At 60.3% G+C, this 16,014-nt stretch carries 18 protein-coding genes; 4 read left to right on the forward strand and 14 right to left on the reverse strand.

The window, feature by feature from the left end; genetic code table 11:
• Positions 1-22: 22 nt before the first annotated feature.
• The gene (locus PR018_RS04145) at positions 23-472 is read left to right on the forward strand and encodes a DNA polymerase III subunit chi (RefSeq protein ID WP_142829669.1); all 450 of its coding nucleotides are present in this window, start codon (positions 23-25) and stop codon (positions 470-472) included.
• Between the two features lie 30 nt (positions 473-502).
• Here PR018_RS04145 and PR018_RS04150 read toward each other — a convergent pair whose 3' ends face one another.
• The 5 genes from PR018_RS04150 to PR018_RS04170 all read right to left on the reverse strand — a co-directional run bounded on the left by PR018_RS04150 (position 503) and on the right by PR018_RS04170 (position 6,307).
• Positions 503-1,045, reverse strand: coding sequence for a GrpB family protein (locus PR018_RS04150; protein WP_142829667.1), 543 nt, complete (start codon positions 1,043-1,045; stop codon positions 503-505).
• 71 nt (positions 1,046-1,116) lie between these two features.
• Positions 1,117-2,058 (reverse strand): Gfo/Idh/MocA family protein, encoded by a 942-nt coding sequence (locus PR018_RS04155; RefSeq protein WP_142829665.1) that lies wholly within the window; start codon positions 2,056-2,058, stop codon positions 1,117-1,119.
• Between the two features lie 106 nt (positions 2,059-2,164).
• Positions 2,165-3,016 carry a polysaccharide deacetylase family protein gene (locus PR018_RS04160; RefSeq protein WP_142829663.1) on the reverse strand — a complete coding sequence of 284 codons (852 nt, stop codon included), beginning with the start codon at positions 3,014-3,016 and terminating at the stop codon, positions 2,165-2,167.
• A 265-nt stretch (positions 3,017-3,281) separates the two neighbouring features.
• Entirely contained in the window at positions 3,282-5,165 is a 1,884-nt protein-coding gene (locus tag PR018_RS04165) for an ABC-F family ATP-binding cassette domain-containing protein (protein WP_142829661.1), read from the reverse strand.
• Positions 5,166-5,251: 86 nt separating this feature from the next.
• Entirely contained in the window at positions 5,252-6,307 is a 1,056-nt protein-coding gene (locus PR018_RS04170; protein WP_224128267.1) for a GGDEF domain-containing protein, read from the reverse strand.
• A 256-nt stretch (positions 6,308-6,563) separates the two neighbouring features.
• Here PR018_RS04170 and ndk point away from each other — a divergent pair, with 256 nt between their 5' ends.
• A complete protein-coding gene (gene ndk / locus PR018_RS04175) occupies positions 6,564-6,986 on the forward strand; it encodes a nucleoside-diphosphate kinase (RefSeq protein WP_142829659.1) in 423 nt (140 codons plus the stop codon).
• A gap of 86 nt (positions 6,987-7,072) precedes the next feature.
• Here the strand turns inward: ndk and PR018_RS04180 are convergent, their stop codons facing one another.
• Positions 7,073-7,579 (reverse strand): hypothetical protein, encoded by a 507-nt coding sequence (locus PR018_RS04180; protein ID WP_142829657.1) that lies wholly within the window; start codon positions 7,577-7,579, stop codon positions 7,073-7,075.
• A complete protein-coding gene (locus PR018_RS04185) occupies positions 7,576-8,127 on the reverse strand; it encodes a CGNR zinc finger domain-containing protein (protein ID WP_142829655.1) in 552 nt (183 codons plus the stop codon). Before PR018_RS04185 ends, PR018_RS04180 begins: the two co-directional genes overlap by 4 nt.
• Positions 8,128-8,192: 65 nt before the next feature.
• Here PR018_RS04185 and PR018_RS04190 point away from each other — a divergent pair, with 65 nt between their 5' ends.
• A complete protein-coding gene (locus PR018_RS04190) occupies positions 8,193-9,089 on the forward strand; it encodes a branched-chain amino acid ABC transporter permease (RefSeq protein WP_142829653.1) in 897 nt (298 codons plus the stop codon).
• A gap of 3 nt (positions 9,090-9,092) precedes the next feature.
• Here PR018_RS04190 and PR018_RS04195 read toward each other — a convergent pair whose 3' ends face one another.
• From PR018_RS04195 to PR018_RS04215, 5 genes are all read right to left on the reverse strand, one after another.
• Positions 9,093-9,575, reverse strand: coding sequence for a molybdenum cofactor biosynthesis protein MoaE (locus PR018_RS04195; protein ID WP_142829651.1), 483 nt, complete (start codon positions 9,573-9,575; stop codon positions 9,093-9,095).
• Between the two features lie 5 nt (positions 9,576-9,580).
• Complete coding sequence (gene moaD, locus PR018_RS04200) at positions 9,581-9,835, reverse strand: molybdopterin converting factor subunit 1 (RefSeq protein WP_142829650.1); 255 nt, start codon at positions 9,833-9,835, stop codon at positions 9,581-9,583.
• Positions 9,832-10,428 (reverse strand): CDP-diacylglycerol--glycerol-3-phosphate 3-phosphatidyltransferase, encoded by a 597-nt coding sequence (gene pgsA / locus PR018_RS04205; protein WP_142829648.1) that lies wholly within the window; start codon positions 10,426-10,428, stop codon positions 9,832-9,834. The genes moaD and pgsA overlap by 4 nt, the downstream gene beginning before the upstream one ends.
• Before the next feature lie 111 nt (positions 10,429-10,539).
• Positions 10,540-12,579: an excinuclease ABC subunit UvrC gene (gene uvrC / locus PR018_RS04210; RefSeq protein ID WP_142829646.1), complete on the reverse strand. Its 2,040-nt coding sequence runs from the start codon at positions 12,577-12,579 to the stop codon at positions 10,540-10,542.
• Positions 12,576-13,343 carry an SDR family oxidoreductase gene (locus PR018_RS04215; protein WP_142829645.1) on the reverse strand — a complete coding sequence of 256 codons (768 nt, stop codon included), beginning with the start codon at positions 13,341-13,343 and terminating at the stop codon, positions 12,576-12,578. The genes uvrC and PR018_RS04215 overlap by 4 nt, the downstream gene beginning before the upstream one ends.
• 364 nt (positions 13,344-13,707) lie before the next feature.
• Here PR018_RS04215 and PR018_RS04220 point away from each other — a divergent pair, with 364 nt between their 5' ends.
• Positions 13,708-14,340: an outer membrane protein gene (locus tag PR018_RS04220; RefSeq protein WP_142829644.1), complete on the forward strand. Its 633-nt coding sequence runs from the start codon at positions 13,708-13,710 to the stop codon at positions 14,338-14,340.
• A gap of 145 nt (positions 14,341-14,485) precedes the next feature.
• Here PR018_RS04220 and PR018_RS04225 read toward each other — a convergent pair whose 3' ends face one another.
• Both PR018_RS04225 and PR018_RS04230 read right to left on the reverse strand, forming a co-directional pair.
• The gene (locus PR018_RS04225; RefSeq protein ID WP_142829643.1) at positions 14,486-15,079 is read right to left on the reverse strand and encodes a glutathione S-transferase family protein; all 594 of its coding nucleotides are present in this window, start codon (positions 15,077-15,079) and stop codon (positions 14,486-14,488) included.
• 31 nt (positions 15,080-15,110) lie between these two features.
• On the reverse strand, positions 15,111-15,995 hold the full coding sequence (locus PR018_RS04230; RefSeq protein ID WP_142829642.1) for a 23S rRNA (adenine(2030)-N(6))-methyltransferase RlmJ: 885 nt from the start codon (positions 15,993-15,995) through the stop codon (positions 15,111-15,113).
• Positions 15,996-16,014: the final 19 nt, after the last annotated feature.

The following is a 16,014-nucleotide window of genomic DNA, read 5'->3' on the forward strand; positions in this document are numbered from 1 at the left end:
TCGGTAAAAACGAGATCGCCCGATGACCGAGGTGCTGTTCTATCATCTGACGGAATCAAAGCTCGAGGACGCCCTGCCGCCATTGCTCGACAAAAGCGTCGAGCGTGGCTGGCGGGTGGCGGTGCAAGGTCGCGACCCGGCTCGGCGCGACCTGCTCGACAGCCATTTGTGGACATTCCGCGAGGACAGTTTCCTTCCTCATGGCACCGATGCCGGCGAGGCGCCAGAACACCAGCCGGTGCTGCTGACGCTGTCGCCGGAAAATGTCAACGATGCCAAGGTCCGCTTCTTCGTCGACGGTGCCGAAGCTGAAGAGATCGACGTCTACGACCGCGTCGTCTTCATGTTTGACGGCTACGATCAGTCACAACTGGAAGGTGCCCGGGCCCAGTGGAAAAAGCTGAAAGCCGAGGGCCACAAGCTCACCTACTGGCAGCAGACCCAGGAAGGTCGCTGGGAAAAGAAGGCCTGACCTGAAGATTTAGGTAGTCGAGGCGAGGGGTCACCCGTTCCCGACTACCTTGTCGATGAAAGCTTTCTTCGCGTCCGTATAGGCGGCGCGGTCCCCGGAAAATTTGGCTGCAAGAGAAATCTTAAGATCTTCATACTCAGACGCCAGGGCGGCATTCGTGCGGAGTTTGTCGCGAAACAGCAGGTTTCGCCTCCAATGAAAACCTTGATGTTCTACAATATGCACGAGATGGGTGCGCGTCTGCTGCTTGATACCACGTCCGAAAATATGGTCATCCGGAACGATATCTGCGCCGGCATAATCGTAGCCAATGGATTGCATCGGCTTGATACAGTCACTACCGTCTTCGAAACGACGGATGCCGACGATGATATCGATAACGGGCTTCGCCCTGATGCCCGGTATCGAAGTGCTTCCGAAGTGCTGGATATCGATCGCAAGTGCACCCAGTACAAGCCGGATGCATTCGGCTTCCTCGGCGTAGGCCTTAGGCCATCGGTCGTCGGGCTCCGCGAGCACGACGAGCTTATGTTTGACGCCAAGACCGTAGGCTGATTCTTCATTCCGCTGCATTTTCGACCCCGGAATTAATGCGAACACTACCTCTTATTCAAGCGCCTTCGCACGCATCTGGAACCCGCAGATCAATCGTGGAACGCTTCCACGAACTTGCGCTTGCCGAGCATGAAGGCGTCGGCGACGTGGCGGAGGGGGGCGAGATCGACGTCCGATGTGCCGGCCTTGACGATTTCGGCGAAGCGGCGGTACAGCGACGGGTATTCCGCCTCCGGTTCGGCGAGCTTCAGTTCTTCGTCGACGAAAAGCTTGGCGCCGCCATCGGCCAGCCGCATCGTGCCGGCCTCCGTCTCGACGATGATATCCCAGCTCTGCTTGCCAGTCTGGCGCCAGTCGAATTCAGCGTGCACGGGCACTCCGGTGGCATCCTTGAAGTGCAGGTCGGCAGCGATGGGTGCATCGCGGTTTTCCGGGAACTCCAGGGTTGCGCCGGTGAGGAAGATGGCGCGAGGCAGGATGTGGGTGACGATCGACAGGGCGTTGATGCCGGGATCGAACACGCCGAGGCCGCCGGCCTGCCAGATCCAGTCCTGGTTCGGATGCCAGTGGCGCACGTCTTCCTTCCAGATGACATGCATGCTCTTGATCGTCGTCGCGGCAAGAAAGTCCTTTGCGGCCTCGACGCCCGGTGCGTAGCGCGAATGCCAGCTTGCAAACAACGACACGCCCTTGGCCTTCGCCAGCGCTTCGAGGTCGTGGACTTCGCTCAGTGTCGCGCCCGGTGGCTTCTCGAGAAACACGTGCTTGCCCGCCGTCAGCGCCTTGTAGGCGGCCTCATAGCGGTATTGCGGCGGCATGCACAGCGACACGGCGTTCATCGCAGGAACAGTGGCAATCATCTCGTCGATGGTCGTGAAACTCTGGATGCCGTCGACAGTGCCGTTGCGGCTGGCTGTGGCGATCAGGTTGTAGTCCGCATTGGCCGCGATCGACGGCAGATGCTGGTCGCGGACGATCTTGCCGACGCCGACGATGCCGAGCTGGATGGGGGCGGAGGGATTGGAAGACATGGGCTTGCTCGCGTTCCGGTGTTTCACTCAAAAGTATGATTATTTTTGAGGTGTTTGTATCAGAATGCGGGCCGCGAGCAAGGCCGGGCTTGGTGCGAGTGGCGGCTTAACGGCTCATTTTCAGATCGGCCATGGCAATGACGTTGCCCGGTGCCGCGTCACGCCCGTAGCGAAGCGTGACCACCTTGTAGCCCTCCTTCTCAAGTCTGTTGAGCAGGCCCGGCAGCATGATCGCAGTACGTTGGTGGATATCGTGCATCAGGATGATGCCGCGACCGCGCCGATGCAGCTCCTCCATGGTACGCTCGAGGACGATAGCCGGCTTGACGGTGAAATAATCCTTGCTGTCGATATCGACATCCATGACGATCATGTCGCGCTGGGCAATCGCCGAGCGCAGGCTTTTCGTGTCGGCGAGATAGGGGAAGCGGAAGAAGTTGACATCGGTACCGATGGCCTTCGAGACGGCATTCTCGCCTTTGACGACCTCGGCTATGGCCATGTCGAAGCTCATCCTGGCGAGATCCGGATGGCGGTAGGTATGGCTGCCGATGGCATTGCCGTCGTCGAGAACCTTGCGGGCAATCGCTGGATGGGCGGCGGCCATTTCTCCGACCATCATGAAGGCACCCTTGACGCCGAACTGGTCGAGTGTCGCAAGGATTTTCTCGGTCTTTCCCGGCATCGGGCCATCGTCGAAGGTGAGGATTACTTCCTTGTCGGCAAGCTTGAGGTCGTGCAGGGACGAGACCGTCAGTGTCCGACCGGCAAGATGGTGCCAGTAGCCTCCCCAGGCGGTCGGCTCCATGGCAATGGGATCGTGGGCCTTGAGCGGTGCAGTGACAGTAGCGCCCGGCGCGTAGGAGGTTTTCAGCGACATCTCTGTCGTCGGTTTTGTCGCGCAGCCGGCGAGCATCAGGCTGGCCAGAAGGCCGGCGACAACGGGACGTGAGAACATGGGAATCGCTCAATCAAGGGAGGAATATTGAGACGATATTTTCTGATTATGGTTAACGAGGTGTTGACGAAGGCGGTTCGCCCGCAGATGCCGTCGTGGTCCCGGCGCGCATGTTGGCGACTGTTGCCGATCGGCATCAACGTTGGGTTGATCGCGCGACCGTGAGCCGAGCAATCCGTCCTTTAGACAGGGGACGGAGGCGGGAAAGCAAACAGGCTAAATGAAGGTTGCGCCTGCTTGCCTGGAGGAAATGCGACGCTGGCGGTCACCCCGCCATCGCTGCCTCGTATTCGTCCGAGAGCAACATCCACTGCTCTTCGCTCTTGGCGATCTTGGCCATCAGGTCGGCGCGTTCCTTGACCTTGGCTGCGGCCTTGTCAGGAAACTTGTCGTAGATCTCCTGGTCTTCCAGTTCGCGGTCGAGAGCCTGAATCTGCTTCTGCAGTTTCTGCGTCAAAGCCTCGACATCGTTGATCTTTTTCTTCAGCGGTGCGTTGGCGGCGCGCTTGTCGGCGTTGGCCTTGCGCTGCTCGGCCTTGTTGGCCTTGTCTTCCGGGCTCTTCTTGCCGCCCTTGCCGCCGCGCGATGCAGCAACGATGGTGTTGCGGTAATCCTCGAGGTCGCCGTCATAGTTCATGACGGTGCCGTCCTTGACGAGCCACAGCCTGTCGGCGGTGGCTTCGATCAGATGGCGGTCATGCGAGATCAGGATGACGGCGCCGGAATATTCGTTCAGCGCCTGGATCAGCGCGTTGCGGCTGTCGATATCGAGATGGTTGGTCGGTTCGTCGAGGATCAGCAGGTTCGGCGCGTCGAAGGCGGCAAGCCCCATCAGCAGGCGTGCCTTTTCGCCACCCGACAGATCCTTCGCTGCGGTTTCCATCTTGGCGGTCGCAAGCCCCATCTGGGCAACGCGCGCCCGCACCTTGCCTTCGGTGGCGCCTGGCATGCGGCGACGCACGTGCTCGACGGCCGTCTGCTCGGGAATGAGGTCGTCCAGCTGATGCTGGGCAAAGAAGCCGATCTTCAGGCCGGATGCGGTCTTGACCGAACCCGGTGAGCCAGGAAGACGGCCGGAGATGAATTTGGCAAATGTTGACTTGCCGTTGCCGTTCGAGCCGAGCAGCGCGATGCGGTCGTCGGTGTCGATGCGCAGGGTCAGGTGCTGCAGGATCGGCTTGCCCGGCGCATAGCCTACGGAGCCGCTCTCGATGGCGATGATCGGGGAGGCGGCTTCCTTCTCGGGATCGGGGAACTTGAAGCCCTGGACATTGTCCTCGATGACCGACGAGACGGTGCCCATGCGCTCCAGCGCCTTGACGCGGCTCTGCGCCTGGCGGGCCTTGGAGGCCTTGGCTTTGAAGCGGTCGATGAAGGACTGCAGATGCTTGCGCGCCGCATCGTTCTTGACCTTGGCCTTCGTCTGCAACTCGTTGGCTTCAGCGCGCTGGCGCTCGAACTGGTCGTAGGAGCCGCGATAGAAGGTCAGCTTCTGCTGGTCGAGATGGACGATGGCGTTGACTGCGGTGTTGAGCAGGTCGCGGTCATGGCTGATGATGATCACGGTGTGCGGATAGCGGCTGATATAGTCTTCCAGCCACAGCGTGCCTTCAAGGTCGAGATAGTTGGTCGGCTCGTCCAGCAGCAGCAGGTCTGGCTCGGAAAACAGCACGGCGGCAAGCGCCACGCGCATCCGCCAGCCGCCGGAAAAGCTCGAGGCCGGACGCAGCTGCGCCTCGGCATCGAAGCCGAGACCTGCAAGGATGCTCGCTGCCCGCGATTCCGCCGAATGGGCGCCGATGTCGGCCAGCCGCATGTGGATTTCGCCGATGCGATTAGGATCGGTCGCGGTCTCGGCTTCGGCCAGCAGCGCCTCGCGCTCCTTGTCCGCCTTCAGCACGATTTCCAGCAGGGGCTCTTCCGTACCCGGCGCTTCCTGCGCGACCTGGCCGATGCGGGCATTCTTCGGAATGGAGACGTTGCCCGTCTCGCTTTCCATGTCACCGGTAATGATCTTGAAGAGCGTCGACTTGCCTGCACCGTTCTTGCCGACGAAGCCGGCCTTTATGCCGGCCGGCAGCGCGATGCTTGCCTGGTCGATGAGAAGGCGCCCTGCGATGCGGGCGGAAATGTTGTTGAGCGTGATCATGGGGCGGTTTTGACCGAACTTGCCCTTGAAGGCAAGAGTGTGCGCTGCAATACGGTTCGCGCGACGGCAAACAGTCCGCCGAAGGTTTAAGGGCGCGCGTCGTGGCTGAACAGCTGTATCGGATGGCGGCGGTTGGCTTGCGCGCTGGCAAGTGCCGCCTCGGCGTGGGCCATGAGTTGGGCTGCCGATGGAGCGTCGGTGCTGAGCGCAATGCCGGCAGAGATACTGAGCCGGCCCGGATCGCTTTTGTCAGAGGTTGCATAGACCAGCGTTTCCTCGACTGATGTCCGAAGCCTTGCAGCGATTGCCCGAGCGCCCTCGGTATTCACGTCTGTCACCAGGAAGCAGAAGTCGTCGCCTGTCATGCGAACGACGAGATCGTTCTTCTTGATGCTCTTGCGGAAAAGCCCGCCCAGCTTCTTCAGCAGGTGATTGGCGGCCTGCGGTCCGAACTTGCCGTTGAATGCCCCGAAATCGTCGATGTCTACCATGATCAGCGCAATCCCCTGGGCGCTGTCTTCGTCGTACAACTCTATCAGCCGGTTGATGAGGGCAATCTGGTTGGGCAGCCCGGTGATGCGGTCGGTGGCAACGGCGGTGCGGATTGCCGCGTTGCCCTTTTCCAGCGTGGCGATCCTGTCCATCTGGTCAGTCAACTTTTCCGTCAGCCCGGTCTCGTAGATCATCAGGTTGGTCAGCGAGGCGTTGAGGAAATCCATCTCGGCGGAAAATGCAGCAAGGCTCTGCATCGGGTCTTCGTTGACAGACTGTGTGATCGTTTCGACGGCTTGAACGAAACTCTGCTTGTGCCTCAGGCCCTCGGCCAGTTGCCCGGCGACGTCGCGCAGCATCCGTGCTGTCTCTGACTGGGTATTCTCGGCGACCAGTCCGCAATGGCTGACAAGGCGGTACCTGAGGCCGATCTCGTCGAGCATGGCCTGCGAAGGGTGGCTGCCGAGAAGAGCGATCTCGTTCGATAGGCTGCGGTCGGCGCCGAACAGTGCCTCATGGAAAAGCTGGTAGTTGCGCGGCAACCCGCGGACCTTGAACTTGGCCATGGCGTGGCCAACCTTCTGGAGGTCGACCGGACCGAGCATCGAATTGGCCGAAGTCGCAGCAGCGCCTGGCGTTGGGTGTTTCATCGCTCTGTCCTGCTTGAGGTCGTCCTGCGCCTGGCCGTTTGGGTAATCGCTCTCGATTTGCGGCCTGCCGGGTTAAAACGGCTTTAAGGTAGCCCGGTATGGCGCCGTTTTTCGATAGTATCGGCTGGCGGGGTTAACGGGCGGTTGCAGCCAGGCGACTGTGACGGTCCCGTGAAATTGCCGCATCCCCCTTGTTTTCAGGCGGGCAGGCGGGTAAAGACCGCCAACTTTTGCCGCAAAACGAAGGATTTGAACCATGGCCACTGAACGCACCTTTTCGATGATCAAGCCTGATGCAACCAAGCGCAACCTGACCGGCGCGATCACCAAGATTCTCGAAGATGCCGGCCTCAAGGTCGTTGCTTCCAAGCGCGTCTGGATGAGCAAGCGCGAAGCCGAAGGCTTTTACGCCGTGCACAAGGAGCGGCCTTTCTTCGGCGAACTCGTTGACTCCATGACATCTGGCCCGACGGTCGTTCAGGTTCTCGAAGGCGAAGGCGCCATCCTCAAGAACCGCGAAGTCATGGGCGCAACCAACCCGGCTAACGCTGCCGAAGGCACGATCCGCAAGCTGCACGCCCTGTCGATCGGCGAGAACTCGGTTCACGGTTCGGACGCTCCCGAAACCGCTGCCGAGGAAATCGCTTACTGGTTCTCCGGCACCGAAATCGTCGGCTGAATCAAGCTCTCGGCATCTTTGCCGAAGCCATTGAACTAACTTGTCAAAGCCGGGTCGTTCGCGTCCCGGCTTTTTCGTGGCTGCGATCAGCCGGCGGCGCATTTTTCCGGCGAGAAATCGATGCTGCCGTCGGGCTTTACCAACTCGGGATTGACGCTATAGCCCGGCCCGACGACCAGCGGCCTTGCTGTCAGCACCGATTGGTCGACATCCGATATGACCTGCGTCTTGATGGTCTGGAATGTCCGGCCGTCGCCGTCCACCAGCCGGATGTTGACGGCATAGGGCCGATCCTTGCGGACGCAATGGACGGCTGGGCTTTGCAGCGTGATCTTGTCCCAGAGCGGAAATATCTTTTCCTTCACCACCAGCGGCTCGCCACCCATCGGGTTTTCGAATTCGGCAATGGCAAAGCTGCCATCCGGCATCGGCGCCTTCAGCGCAAGATTGACGAGGTAGGTCGCAGTTGAGACGCGGTAGTTGAAGACGAAGTACCGGCCGTTCAACTCGGTCGGACCGTCGCTGTCCTGCCGCTGGCAACCGCCCAGCGTCAAGAGGGCCATGGTGACTGCGAATATCTCTCTGGTTCTCATGACGGCACCTCCTGCTTCTTGCGCCTGTAGTGCCGGCTTGCCTTTACCCGGTTGCCGCAGACGGCCATGTCGCACCAGCTGCGGCTACGGTTCTTGCTGCGGTCGACAAACAGCCAGCCGCAATTGCCGCAGATCTTCATGCGGTCCTGTTCCGGGTTCGCGAGCAGCCGCAGCGTCGAATGTACGGTCGCGCTGGCAAGACTGTCAGGCGTGGTGGCACCGCGCAAACATGTTGCCATGGCCGCGAGCAGATCGGCCAGCAAAGCATCCGATGTCGTGCCCAGCACCACCGCCCGGAAGTAGCCGTCGATCGCTTCCCTCAGATGCAGGAATGCAGGCGCCTCGGAGGATTTCAGTGGCTTGATATCGCCGAACAATGCCCGTTCGGCGCAGAACTGCATTGCCGCAGGCGCAAAGTCTTCGAGATGTTCCGGTGTCGCAAAACGGTCGATGCTGCGTGTTGCGTCGTGTCGCAGGATGACGCTGTTGGCGACATCGAGCGCAAGGCCGCCACCGGAAAAGCGATGAGGGGTCCAGGAAAAGCTCATGCCGCAAATAATAACTGGTAAAACCTATTTTGCCAGTTATTATTTCAGCCGTGGGGAGGGGTGGCATGGCCTATCTGTTGCAGCAACTGGCGAACGCTGTGCCGCTCGCAGCACTCTACGCCGCCCTGGCTTTCGGCTATGCCATTGCCTTCGGTGTCACCAGGCGGCCCGATATCACCTATGGCGCGCTGTTTGCCTTTGCTGGCCAGATGCTGCTGCTGTTCAGCGATGTCGGCTACAACCGGCTCATCCTCGTGCTACCCGCAGCACTGGCATTCGGAGCAGTGCTCGCCTTCGTCTACACGCTCGGCGCGGGTCTGCTCATTGGTCGCTCCGTCATCCAGCCACTGGCAAAGACATCGCCGAACACGGTGATCGTCGCCGCCTTCGGTGTCCTGATCGTGCTGATGGAAACCGCGTCGCTGGCGATGGGCAGCCGGCCGCGCTGGCTGCCGCCGTTCCTCAATGCGCCGGTGGTGCTCTGGAACGACATCAGCTTCCCGGTGACGCTGACGGAAATCCAGCTGCTGGACACGGCCCTCATGTCAGCGATCGTCCTCGGCGGCGCGGCGGTGCTGCGCTACACCGCCTGGGGGCGCATCTGGCGCGCCGTAAATGAGGAGCCGCTCGCCGCCCAACTTTGCGGCCTGTCGACCAGCCGGGTCTTCCTCACAGCCTATGGCAGCGCAACCCTGATTGCCACGGTCTGCGGGTTGCTGTCGACATCCTACTACGGCACCATGGATTTCGGCGCCGGGATGATGTTTGGATTGAAGGTGCTGTTGATTGCTTCGGTCGGCGGCTACGGCAATCCGCTGAAATCGGCGGGCGGCGCAGCGGCACTGGCGTTTGCGGAGACGCTGTGGAGCGCCTACGGGCCGCTGCTCTGGCGCGATCTCATGGTGTTCACACTGCTGGTTGTTTTGCTGGTCATCAGCCGGCGGGAGCGGGTCATTCCCTGAGCGTCACCTGTCTGCGGTCCATCTCGTCCGCGCCGCATCGTCCGCATCGCGGGCCGCCACCCAGTCTCCGGCCTTGCCGTCGGCAGCATGTTCTTTTTTCCAGAAGGGGGCCGCCGTCTTCAGGAAATCCATGACGAAATTGGCGCCGTCGAAGGCGGCCTGCCGATGGCTCGAGGCGGCAATGACGAGCACGATGTTTTCGCCGGGGAGGATGCGGCCGAAGCGGTGGATGGCCGTCAGGCCGCGCAGTTCGAAGCGTTCAATGGCAGCGGTGGCGATTCTCTCCATCTCGGCCTCGGCCATGCCAGGATAATGTTCGAGTTCCAGCGCCGCGAGACTGGCACCTTCGTCCCGGCAGAGGCCAGAGAAGGTGACGACCGCGCCGATCTCGTGGCGTCCTCGCGACAGCTTCGCCACCTCCGCCTGCAGGTCGAAATCCTCACGCTGGACGCGGATCGTTGGCAGAATGGGAAGAACGTCGGCCATCCCCGTCAGCCGCCTGTCATCGGCGGAAACAAAGCAATCTCCCGCGCGCCGACGATGCTCTCGTCATGCTCGACATGTTCCATATTCACGGCAATTCGGATGGCATCCGGAAATTCCAATGCCATCTCGTACTCTTCGCCCAGCGTCTTCAAATGATTGAGGAGATCGGCACCGGTAATCACATCGGCGGGAAGAACCAGTTCGTCCTCGCCCCGGCCGATCCGTTCGCGCACCCAGGCGAAATAGACGAGTTTGGTCATCCCTCGTCGTCCACGATGTGCTTCAGACCGACGCGGAAATAGTCGTAGCCGGAATAGATCGTCAGGATCGCCGAAATCCACAACAGCGCGATGCCTATCTGAGTCGTGTGCGGGAGGATTTCTTCGCCGGCGGGGCCCGCCAGCAGAAAGGCGATGGCCACCATCTGCGCCGTCGTCTTCCATTTGGCGATACGCGTCACCGGCACGCTGATGCTGACCTTCAACTGCGCCAGATATTCACGCAGTCCCGACACCAGAATTTCGCGGCAGAGGATGATGATCGCCGCCCACAGCGACCAGCCGGCAATCGTCTGGTCGGCTGCGACCAGTAACAGGATCGAGGCGATCAGCAGCTTGTCGGCGATGGGATCGAGCATGCGGCCGATATTCGATGTCTGGTTCCAGATCCGCGCCAGATAACCATCCAGGAAATCGGTGATCGAGGCGATGATGAAGATCCATAGCGCGACCCAGCGCGCCGTGTTGCTGATCGAAAGCTTTCCCTCGACGAAAAAGCAGATGACGATGAGCGGCACCGCCAGGATGCGTCCGTAGGTGAGGAGATTCGGAATGTTATATGCGCGCGATGCCATGAAAATCGTTTCGTTTGGAGCGTCCGGGTAGAATGACGGTCATTGCTCTATAGCGTCAATATTGTTTCAGTTTTTCCGCCGTCATTGCGTAGAATTTGCGACCTGCCGCTTTTATTTCGCGGCGTCGTCGTGAAAGTGATTGTAGACGAGCTTCGCCACGGTCTCTGAAATCCCCTCGACGGCGAGCAGGTCGGTGTATCCTGCCCGCGACACGGCCTTTGCGGTTCCGAAGTGCTGCAGCAATGCGCGTTTACGCGAAGGTCCGATACCGCCGATCTCGTCGAGCGGATTCTTGACGAACTCCTTCTTGCGGCGTGCCCGGTGCGATCCGATCGCAAACCGGTGCGCCTCGTCGCGCAGGCGCTGGATGAAATAGAGAACCGGGTCGCGCGGTGGGAGGGCGAAGTTATCGCCGGACGGCGGAAAGAATCGCTCTCTGCCCGCCTCGCGGTCGACGCCCTTGGCAACACCGATGGCAATGACGCTGTCCGTGATGCCGAGTTCGTCGAGGATGGCGCGCACCGCCGTCATCTGTCCCTGGCCGCCGTCGATCAGGATGACGTCGGGCCAGGCTGGGAAGGGCAGGTCGGCCGCATCCTCGCTGATCGCCTTGGTCCGGTCCGGCAGGCCTTCCTCTTTCAACAGGCGCGAAAAACGCCGCATCATCACTTCGCGCATCATGCCGAAATCGTCGCCGGGGGTGATCTCCGTCGATTTGATGTTGAACTTGCGGTACTGGCTTTTGACAAAACCTTCCGGTCCGGCGACGACCATGCCGCCGACGGCATTGGTGCCCATGATGTGCGAGTTGTCGTAGATCTCGATGCGCTGCGGCACATAGGGCAGCTTGAATGTTTCCTTGAAGCCTTCGAGCAGCCGCGACTGCGAGGCGGTCTCGGCCAGCTTGCGACCGTGCGCCTCGCGGGCATTGCCGACGACGTGGTCGACCAGGTCCTTCTTCTCGCCGCGCTGCGGCACCAGAATGGCGATCTTGTAACCGGCCTTTTCCGACAGCGCGGCTGCCAGAAGCTCGATTTCCTCGACGGTCTCCGACAGCAGGATCTGGCGCGGCACCGGCTTGTCGTCGTAAAATTGCGCGAGGAACGAATTCAGTACCTCGGCGCCTGACAGAGACGGATCGGCGCGCGGAAAATAGGCCCGGTTGCCCCAGTTCTGGCCGGTGCGGAAGAAGAACACCTGGATGCAGGATATGCCGCCCTCGTGGTGGATGGCGAAGATGTCCGCTTCCTCGACGCCGGCCGGGTTTATGCCCTGATGGCTCTGCACATGCGACAAAGCCGAAAGCCGGTCGCGATAGACGGCTGCACTTTCGAAATCGAGGTTCTCGGCCGCCAAGTTCATCGCATCGGCAATATGCGATTTGACGTTCTGGCTTTTGCCCGAGAGAAAATCCTTGGCTTCCTGCACCAGTTCGCCATAGCCGTCGTCGCTGACTTCGTGGGTGCAGGGAGCGGAACAGCGCTTGATCTGGTGCAGCAGGCAGGGCCGGGTGCGCGTCTCGAAGACGCTGTCCGTACAGGTGCGGATCAGAAAGGCCCGCTGCAGCGAGTTGATCGTCCGCCCCACGGCGCTGGCTGAGGCAAAGGGGCCGAAATAGGCGCCCTTTCGGCTGCGCGCGCCACGATGCTTGAAAATCGCCGGTGCCCGATGATCACCGGTAATAAGGATATACGGAAAGGATTTGTCGTCGCGCAGCAGCACGTTGTAGCGGGGGCGCAGCCGCTTGATGAGGTTGGCTTCCAGCAGCAGCGCTTCTGTTTCGGTGCGGGTCGTAACGAACTCCATGTTCGCCGTCTCGCGGATCATCTTGGCGATGCGGTTCGAGTGGCCACGACCGAGAGCGTAGTTGCTGACGCGCTTCTTCAGGCTGCGGGCCTTGCCGACATAAAGCACGTCGCCCGCCTCGTTGAACATGCGATAGACGCCCGGGGCATTCGGCAGCCGCTTGACGAACTCGCCGATGAGCTCGGCGCCCTTCAGCCCGGTCTCGTTCTTTCCGCCTTCGTTCCAGTCGACGGCCACCGTCAGGGCAGGGACGGCGATGCCGCCGCCCTCGACCTCGATGTCATCGTCGGTATCGTCCGATTCGTCGTAGAGAACGCCGCCCTCGGGCAGCTTTCTGGCATTCATTCAGCGGTCTCCGGCACGTCGGGCGTCTCCCAGGCCAGGTGCTGGCCTCCATCCAGGGCAATCATTTGGCCCGTGATCGAAGGCGTGTCAAAAAGAAAGCGGACCGTCCGGCCGAATTCGTCGAGCCCCGGGCCTGCCTTCAGCAACAGCCCGTCGATCTGCGCCTGGAAATCCTCCGGCGCCTGCCGGCTGCTGGCGAGCGTCGGGCCCGGCCCGATTGCGTTGACCCTGATTCGCGGCGCAAAAGACTGGGCGAGGGTTTGAGTGGCCGTCCAGAGAGCCGCCTTGGAAAGCGTGTAGGAATAGAAACGCGGATTGAGAGCCCAGACCCGCTGGTCGATGATGTTGACGATCAAGCCGGGTACGCTGTCCGGGAGTTGTCGGGCAAATTCAGCCGCCAGGATGGAGGGTGCCCGCACATGGACGGCGAAATGCGCCTCAAACGCCTCCGCATCGAAAGCGTCTGCCGTGTCCGAGCGGAAGGTCGAGGCATTGTTGATCAGCAGATCCAGTGGCCCGAGAGCCGAAACCGTCCGTTCGACAAGGGTCGAGACCTCGAAATTATTTTGAAGGTCGGCCTTGACGGCAATTGCCTTGATGCCGTCAAGCCTCAATTCCGCCGCCAGGGCTTCCGCCTCGACCATCGATGTATCTGCGTGAATTGCAATATTGAATCCGTTAGACGCGAGATCCCGGGCCATTGCACTGCCTATCCGGCGGGATGCGCCGGTGATCAGCGCGGTTCGGAGTTTGTTATCGGTCAAAATGTCGCCTTTTCACTGCGTTGGTCGGATTAGCACTTATATAGGGAGCCGATAGACCATAGGAAGCCACTCCGATGCAGGGGCAGGGGAGACAAATCTTCTATGTAGATCTTGAGATATATTTGAATAAAATTAAGTATAGTCTCTTTAATAATTTGTTATGGTTAACGATTGTCCTGTGGCGTTAAAGCAACATCGAATTTCAGCCATTCGGTTGCCACAATGATTTCACAATTTAGCTCTTCCAAATCCGCAATTGCATTCCAATTTACAGTCATCCGGGAGGGAATATCCAGGAATTGCTCGGACCGTTCGAACGCCAGGACAGTAGGCGACGGAACGAGATTATTAGGAGAATAAAAGTATGCGTAACATCATCACGACCCTCATGGCTTCGGCTTTCGTTATCGGTGGTTTCTCGGCTGCAATGGCTGCCGACGCTGTCGAACAGATTCCTCAGCCTCCCGTCGCTCAGGACGCTCCCCAGGTCAGCAACTGGGCCGGCTTCTACCTCGGCGCGGCTGGCACCTACAACATGGGCAAGATCAAGGGCCAGGGCGGCAGCGCTGACGCTTTTGGCGGCCAGGTCTACTCGGGCTACAACTGGCAGGACGGCCAGATCGTATACGGTATCGAAGGTGACGTAGGTTACTCCGGCGCCGACAGCACGAAGAACGGCATCACAGGCAAGAACGAAACCAACGGTTCGGTTCGCGCTCGCCTCGGCTACGACTTCAACCCCTTCATGCTGTACGGCACGGCCGGTGTTGCTGCTGGCCAGAACAAGATGTCTGACGACACTTCTTCTGACAAGAAGACGGCTGTTGGCTGGACGGTTGGTGCTGGTGCCGAAACGATGGTCACCAACAACATCTCTGCCCGCCTCGAATATCGCTACACCGACTACGGCAAGAAGAACTTCGATCTCGACTCCGGCAGCGTATCGCGCGGCTACGACGAAAATAGCGTCAAGGTCGGTATCGGCTACAAGTTCTAAGACTTGGTCTGATGTTACGGAAGAAGCCGGGTTCGTCCCGGCTTTTTTCGTTTCTAGGCCTGTAGAAAGGCGAGGTCGGCAACGAAACCCTGCCGTTTGCTATCGCACCAGCCAATCTTGACCGGAGCGGCGGCGTCAAAGCCTCCTACTGCGGCTTCAGTTCCGGAAATGCCGGAAAGCGCTTTTCGAAGTCTCGCAGCCAATAGACCAGTGCCTTGTGATCGTCTTCCCACTCGCCGGCGAATCGCAGTTGTAGGTAACCCAGCATTGCCGCCATGGCAAAATGGCCGCCGTTCAGCTTGCGACCGATCTTCGGCGTGTCTTCGTTGAGGTAGGTAAGCGCTCGCTGGGCCTTGGCCCACTGGCGGTCGATCCACGGCTGGAACACCTTCTCTTCCGTGCGGAACCGCCGCTCGTAGATGATCGACAGCAGGCAGTCGCATGTGCCGTCGCAAAGAGCCTCGAGGACATCGGCCTTGGTGCGCTTGGTCTGGCTGCCGGGATAAAGCCGCTTGCCTTCCATGCGGCCGAAATAATGGTTGATGCCACGGCTGTCGAAAACGGAAAGACCGTCGTCGGTAATCAGTGTGGGAATTTTACCGAGCGGGTTGTTGTCGAGGAGAATTGCAGGCCCGGCATTGGTGTCGACGCTGATTTCTGTAAGCTTGATATCGAGATAGCGTGCCGCCATCCTGACCTTGGACGAGTACGGCGATGTCGACGAGCAGAGAAGCTTCATGGTTGTCTTTCCAAAACGGGAAGGGGAACTCTCAGATGTCTTCGTTGGCATCGGGCTTGCGGCTCGGTTGCTCGCCGCGCAGCCAGAAGGCCCGGTTTGAGGAGAAACGGTCCTGCGCAAGGATATCCTTCAACACCGGCAGCAGGGCGTGCAACTCGTCCTTGAGCGTGAAGGGCGGATTGACGATGATCAGGCCGGAGCCTGACAATCCGGTGAAATCGCGTTCGGTGCGCACCGCAAGTTCGGCACACAGCATCTTCGGGATCTCGAGCGCCTGAAGCGCCTCGTGAAACGCCTTGATCGGCGCATCCTTCTTCAGCGGATACCATAGGCAATAGGTGCCGCCCGGAAAGCGGCGATAGGCGCGCGCCAGTCCGTCGACCAGCCGGTCATATTCGCCTTCGATTTCGAATGGCGGGTCGACCAGCACGATGCCGCGCTTTTCCTTCGGCGGCAGGTGGGCGCCGAGCGCCAGCCAACCGTCGAGTTCCGTCACGCGCACCTGGTGGTCGCCCTCGAACAGCCGGTGCAGCCGGCTCGCATCTTCCGGGTGCAGTTCCATCGCCGACAGGCGGTCCTGCGGCCGGAACAGCAGGCTCGCCAGCTTCGGCGAGCCGGGATAGAATTGCAGGCCACCGTCAGGATTGAGCGCATTGACGGCGGTGAGATAGGGCTCGAGCAGTTCCGCTGCCTGCGCTGGCAGGTCCGCGGCCATAACCCGGCCGATGCCATCCAGCCATTCGCCGGTCTTCTGGGCTTCCTCCGACGACAAATCGTAAACGCCGATACCGGCATGAGTGTCGAGCAGCCGGAAGGCCTTGTCTTTCGTCTGCATGTAGCGGACAAGCCGAGCCAGGACCGCGTGCTTGAAGACATCGGCGAAATTGCCCGCATGGTAGATGTGCCGATAATTCATTTTCGGTGATGCCTGCATG

The sequence above is a fragment of the Rhizobium rhododendri genome (assembly GCF_007000325.2).
Taxonomy (GTDB): Bacteria; Pseudomonadota; Alphaproteobacteria; order Rhizobiales; family Rhizobiaceae; genus Rhizobium; species Rhizobium rhododendri.

Bases quoted from the DNA above. Each gene is read 5' to 3' on its own strand.
- uvrC (WP_142829646.1), bottom strand. From the start codon at position 12,579: ATGAATGCCAGAAAGCTGCCCGAGGGCGGCGTTCTCTACGACGAATCG.
- PR018_RS04170 (WP_224128267.1), bottom strand. From the start codon at position 6,307: ATGAAACACCCAACGCCAGGCGCTGCTGCGACTTCGGCCAATTCGATG.
- PR018_RS04150 (WP_142829667.1), bottom strand. From the start codon at position 1,045: ATGCAGCGGAATGAAGAATCAGCCTACGGTCTTGGCGTCAAACATAAG.
- PR018_RS04155 (WP_142829665.1), bottom strand. From the start codon at position 2,058: ATGTCTTCCAATCCCTCCGCCCCCATCCAGCTCGGCATCGTCGGCGTC.
- pgsA (WP_142829648.1), bottom strand. From the start codon at position 10,428: ATGGCATCGCGCGCATATAACATTCCGAATCTCCTCACCTACGGACGC.
- PR018_RS04190 (WP_142829653.1), top strand. From the start codon at position 8,193: ATGGCCTATCTGTTGCAGCAACTGGCGAACGCTGTGCCGCTCGCAGCA.
- PR018_RS04185 (WP_142829655.1), bottom strand. From the start codon at position 8,127: ATGAGCTTTTCCTGGACCCCTCATCGCTTTTCCGGTGGCGGCCTTGCG.
- PR018_RS04160 (WP_142829663.1), bottom strand. From the start codon at position 3,016: ATGTTCTCACGTCCCGTTGTCGCCGGCCTTCTGGCCAGCCTGATGCTC.
- ndk (WP_142829659.1), top strand. From the start codon at position 6,564: ATGGCCACTGAACGCACCTTTTCGATGATCAAGCCTGATGCAACCAAG.
- moaD (WP_142829650.1), bottom strand. From the start codon at position 9,835: ATGACCAAACTCGTCTATTTCGCCTGGGTGCGCGAACGGATCGGCCGG.
- PR018_RS04195 (WP_142829651.1), bottom strand. From the start codon at position 9,575: ATGGCCGACGTTCTTCCCATTCTGCCAACGATCCGCGTCCAGCGTGAG.
- PR018_RS04165 (WP_142829661.1), bottom strand. From the start codon at position 5,165: ATGATCACGCTCAACAACATTTCCGCCCGCATCGCAGGGCGCCTTCTC.
- PR018_RS04225 (WP_142829643.1), bottom strand. From the start codon at position 15,079: ATGAAGCTTCTCTGCTCGTCGACATCGCCGTACTCGTCCAAGGTCAGG.
- PR018_RS04220 (WP_142829644.1), top strand. From the start codon at position 13,708: ATGCGTAACATCATCACGACCCTCATGGCTTCGGCTTTCGTTATCGGT.
- PR018_RS04230 (WP_142829642.1), bottom strand. From the start codon at position 15,995: ATGAATTATCGGCACATCTACCATGCGGGCAATTTCGCCGATGTCTTC.
- PR018_RS04180 (WP_142829657.1), bottom strand. From the start codon at position 7,579: ATGAGAACCAGAGAGATATTCGCAGTCACCATGGCCCTCTTGACGCTG.
- PR018_RS04145 (WP_142829669.1), top strand. From the start codon at position 23: ATGACCGAGGTGCTGTTCTATCATCTGACGGAATCAAAGCTCGAGGAC.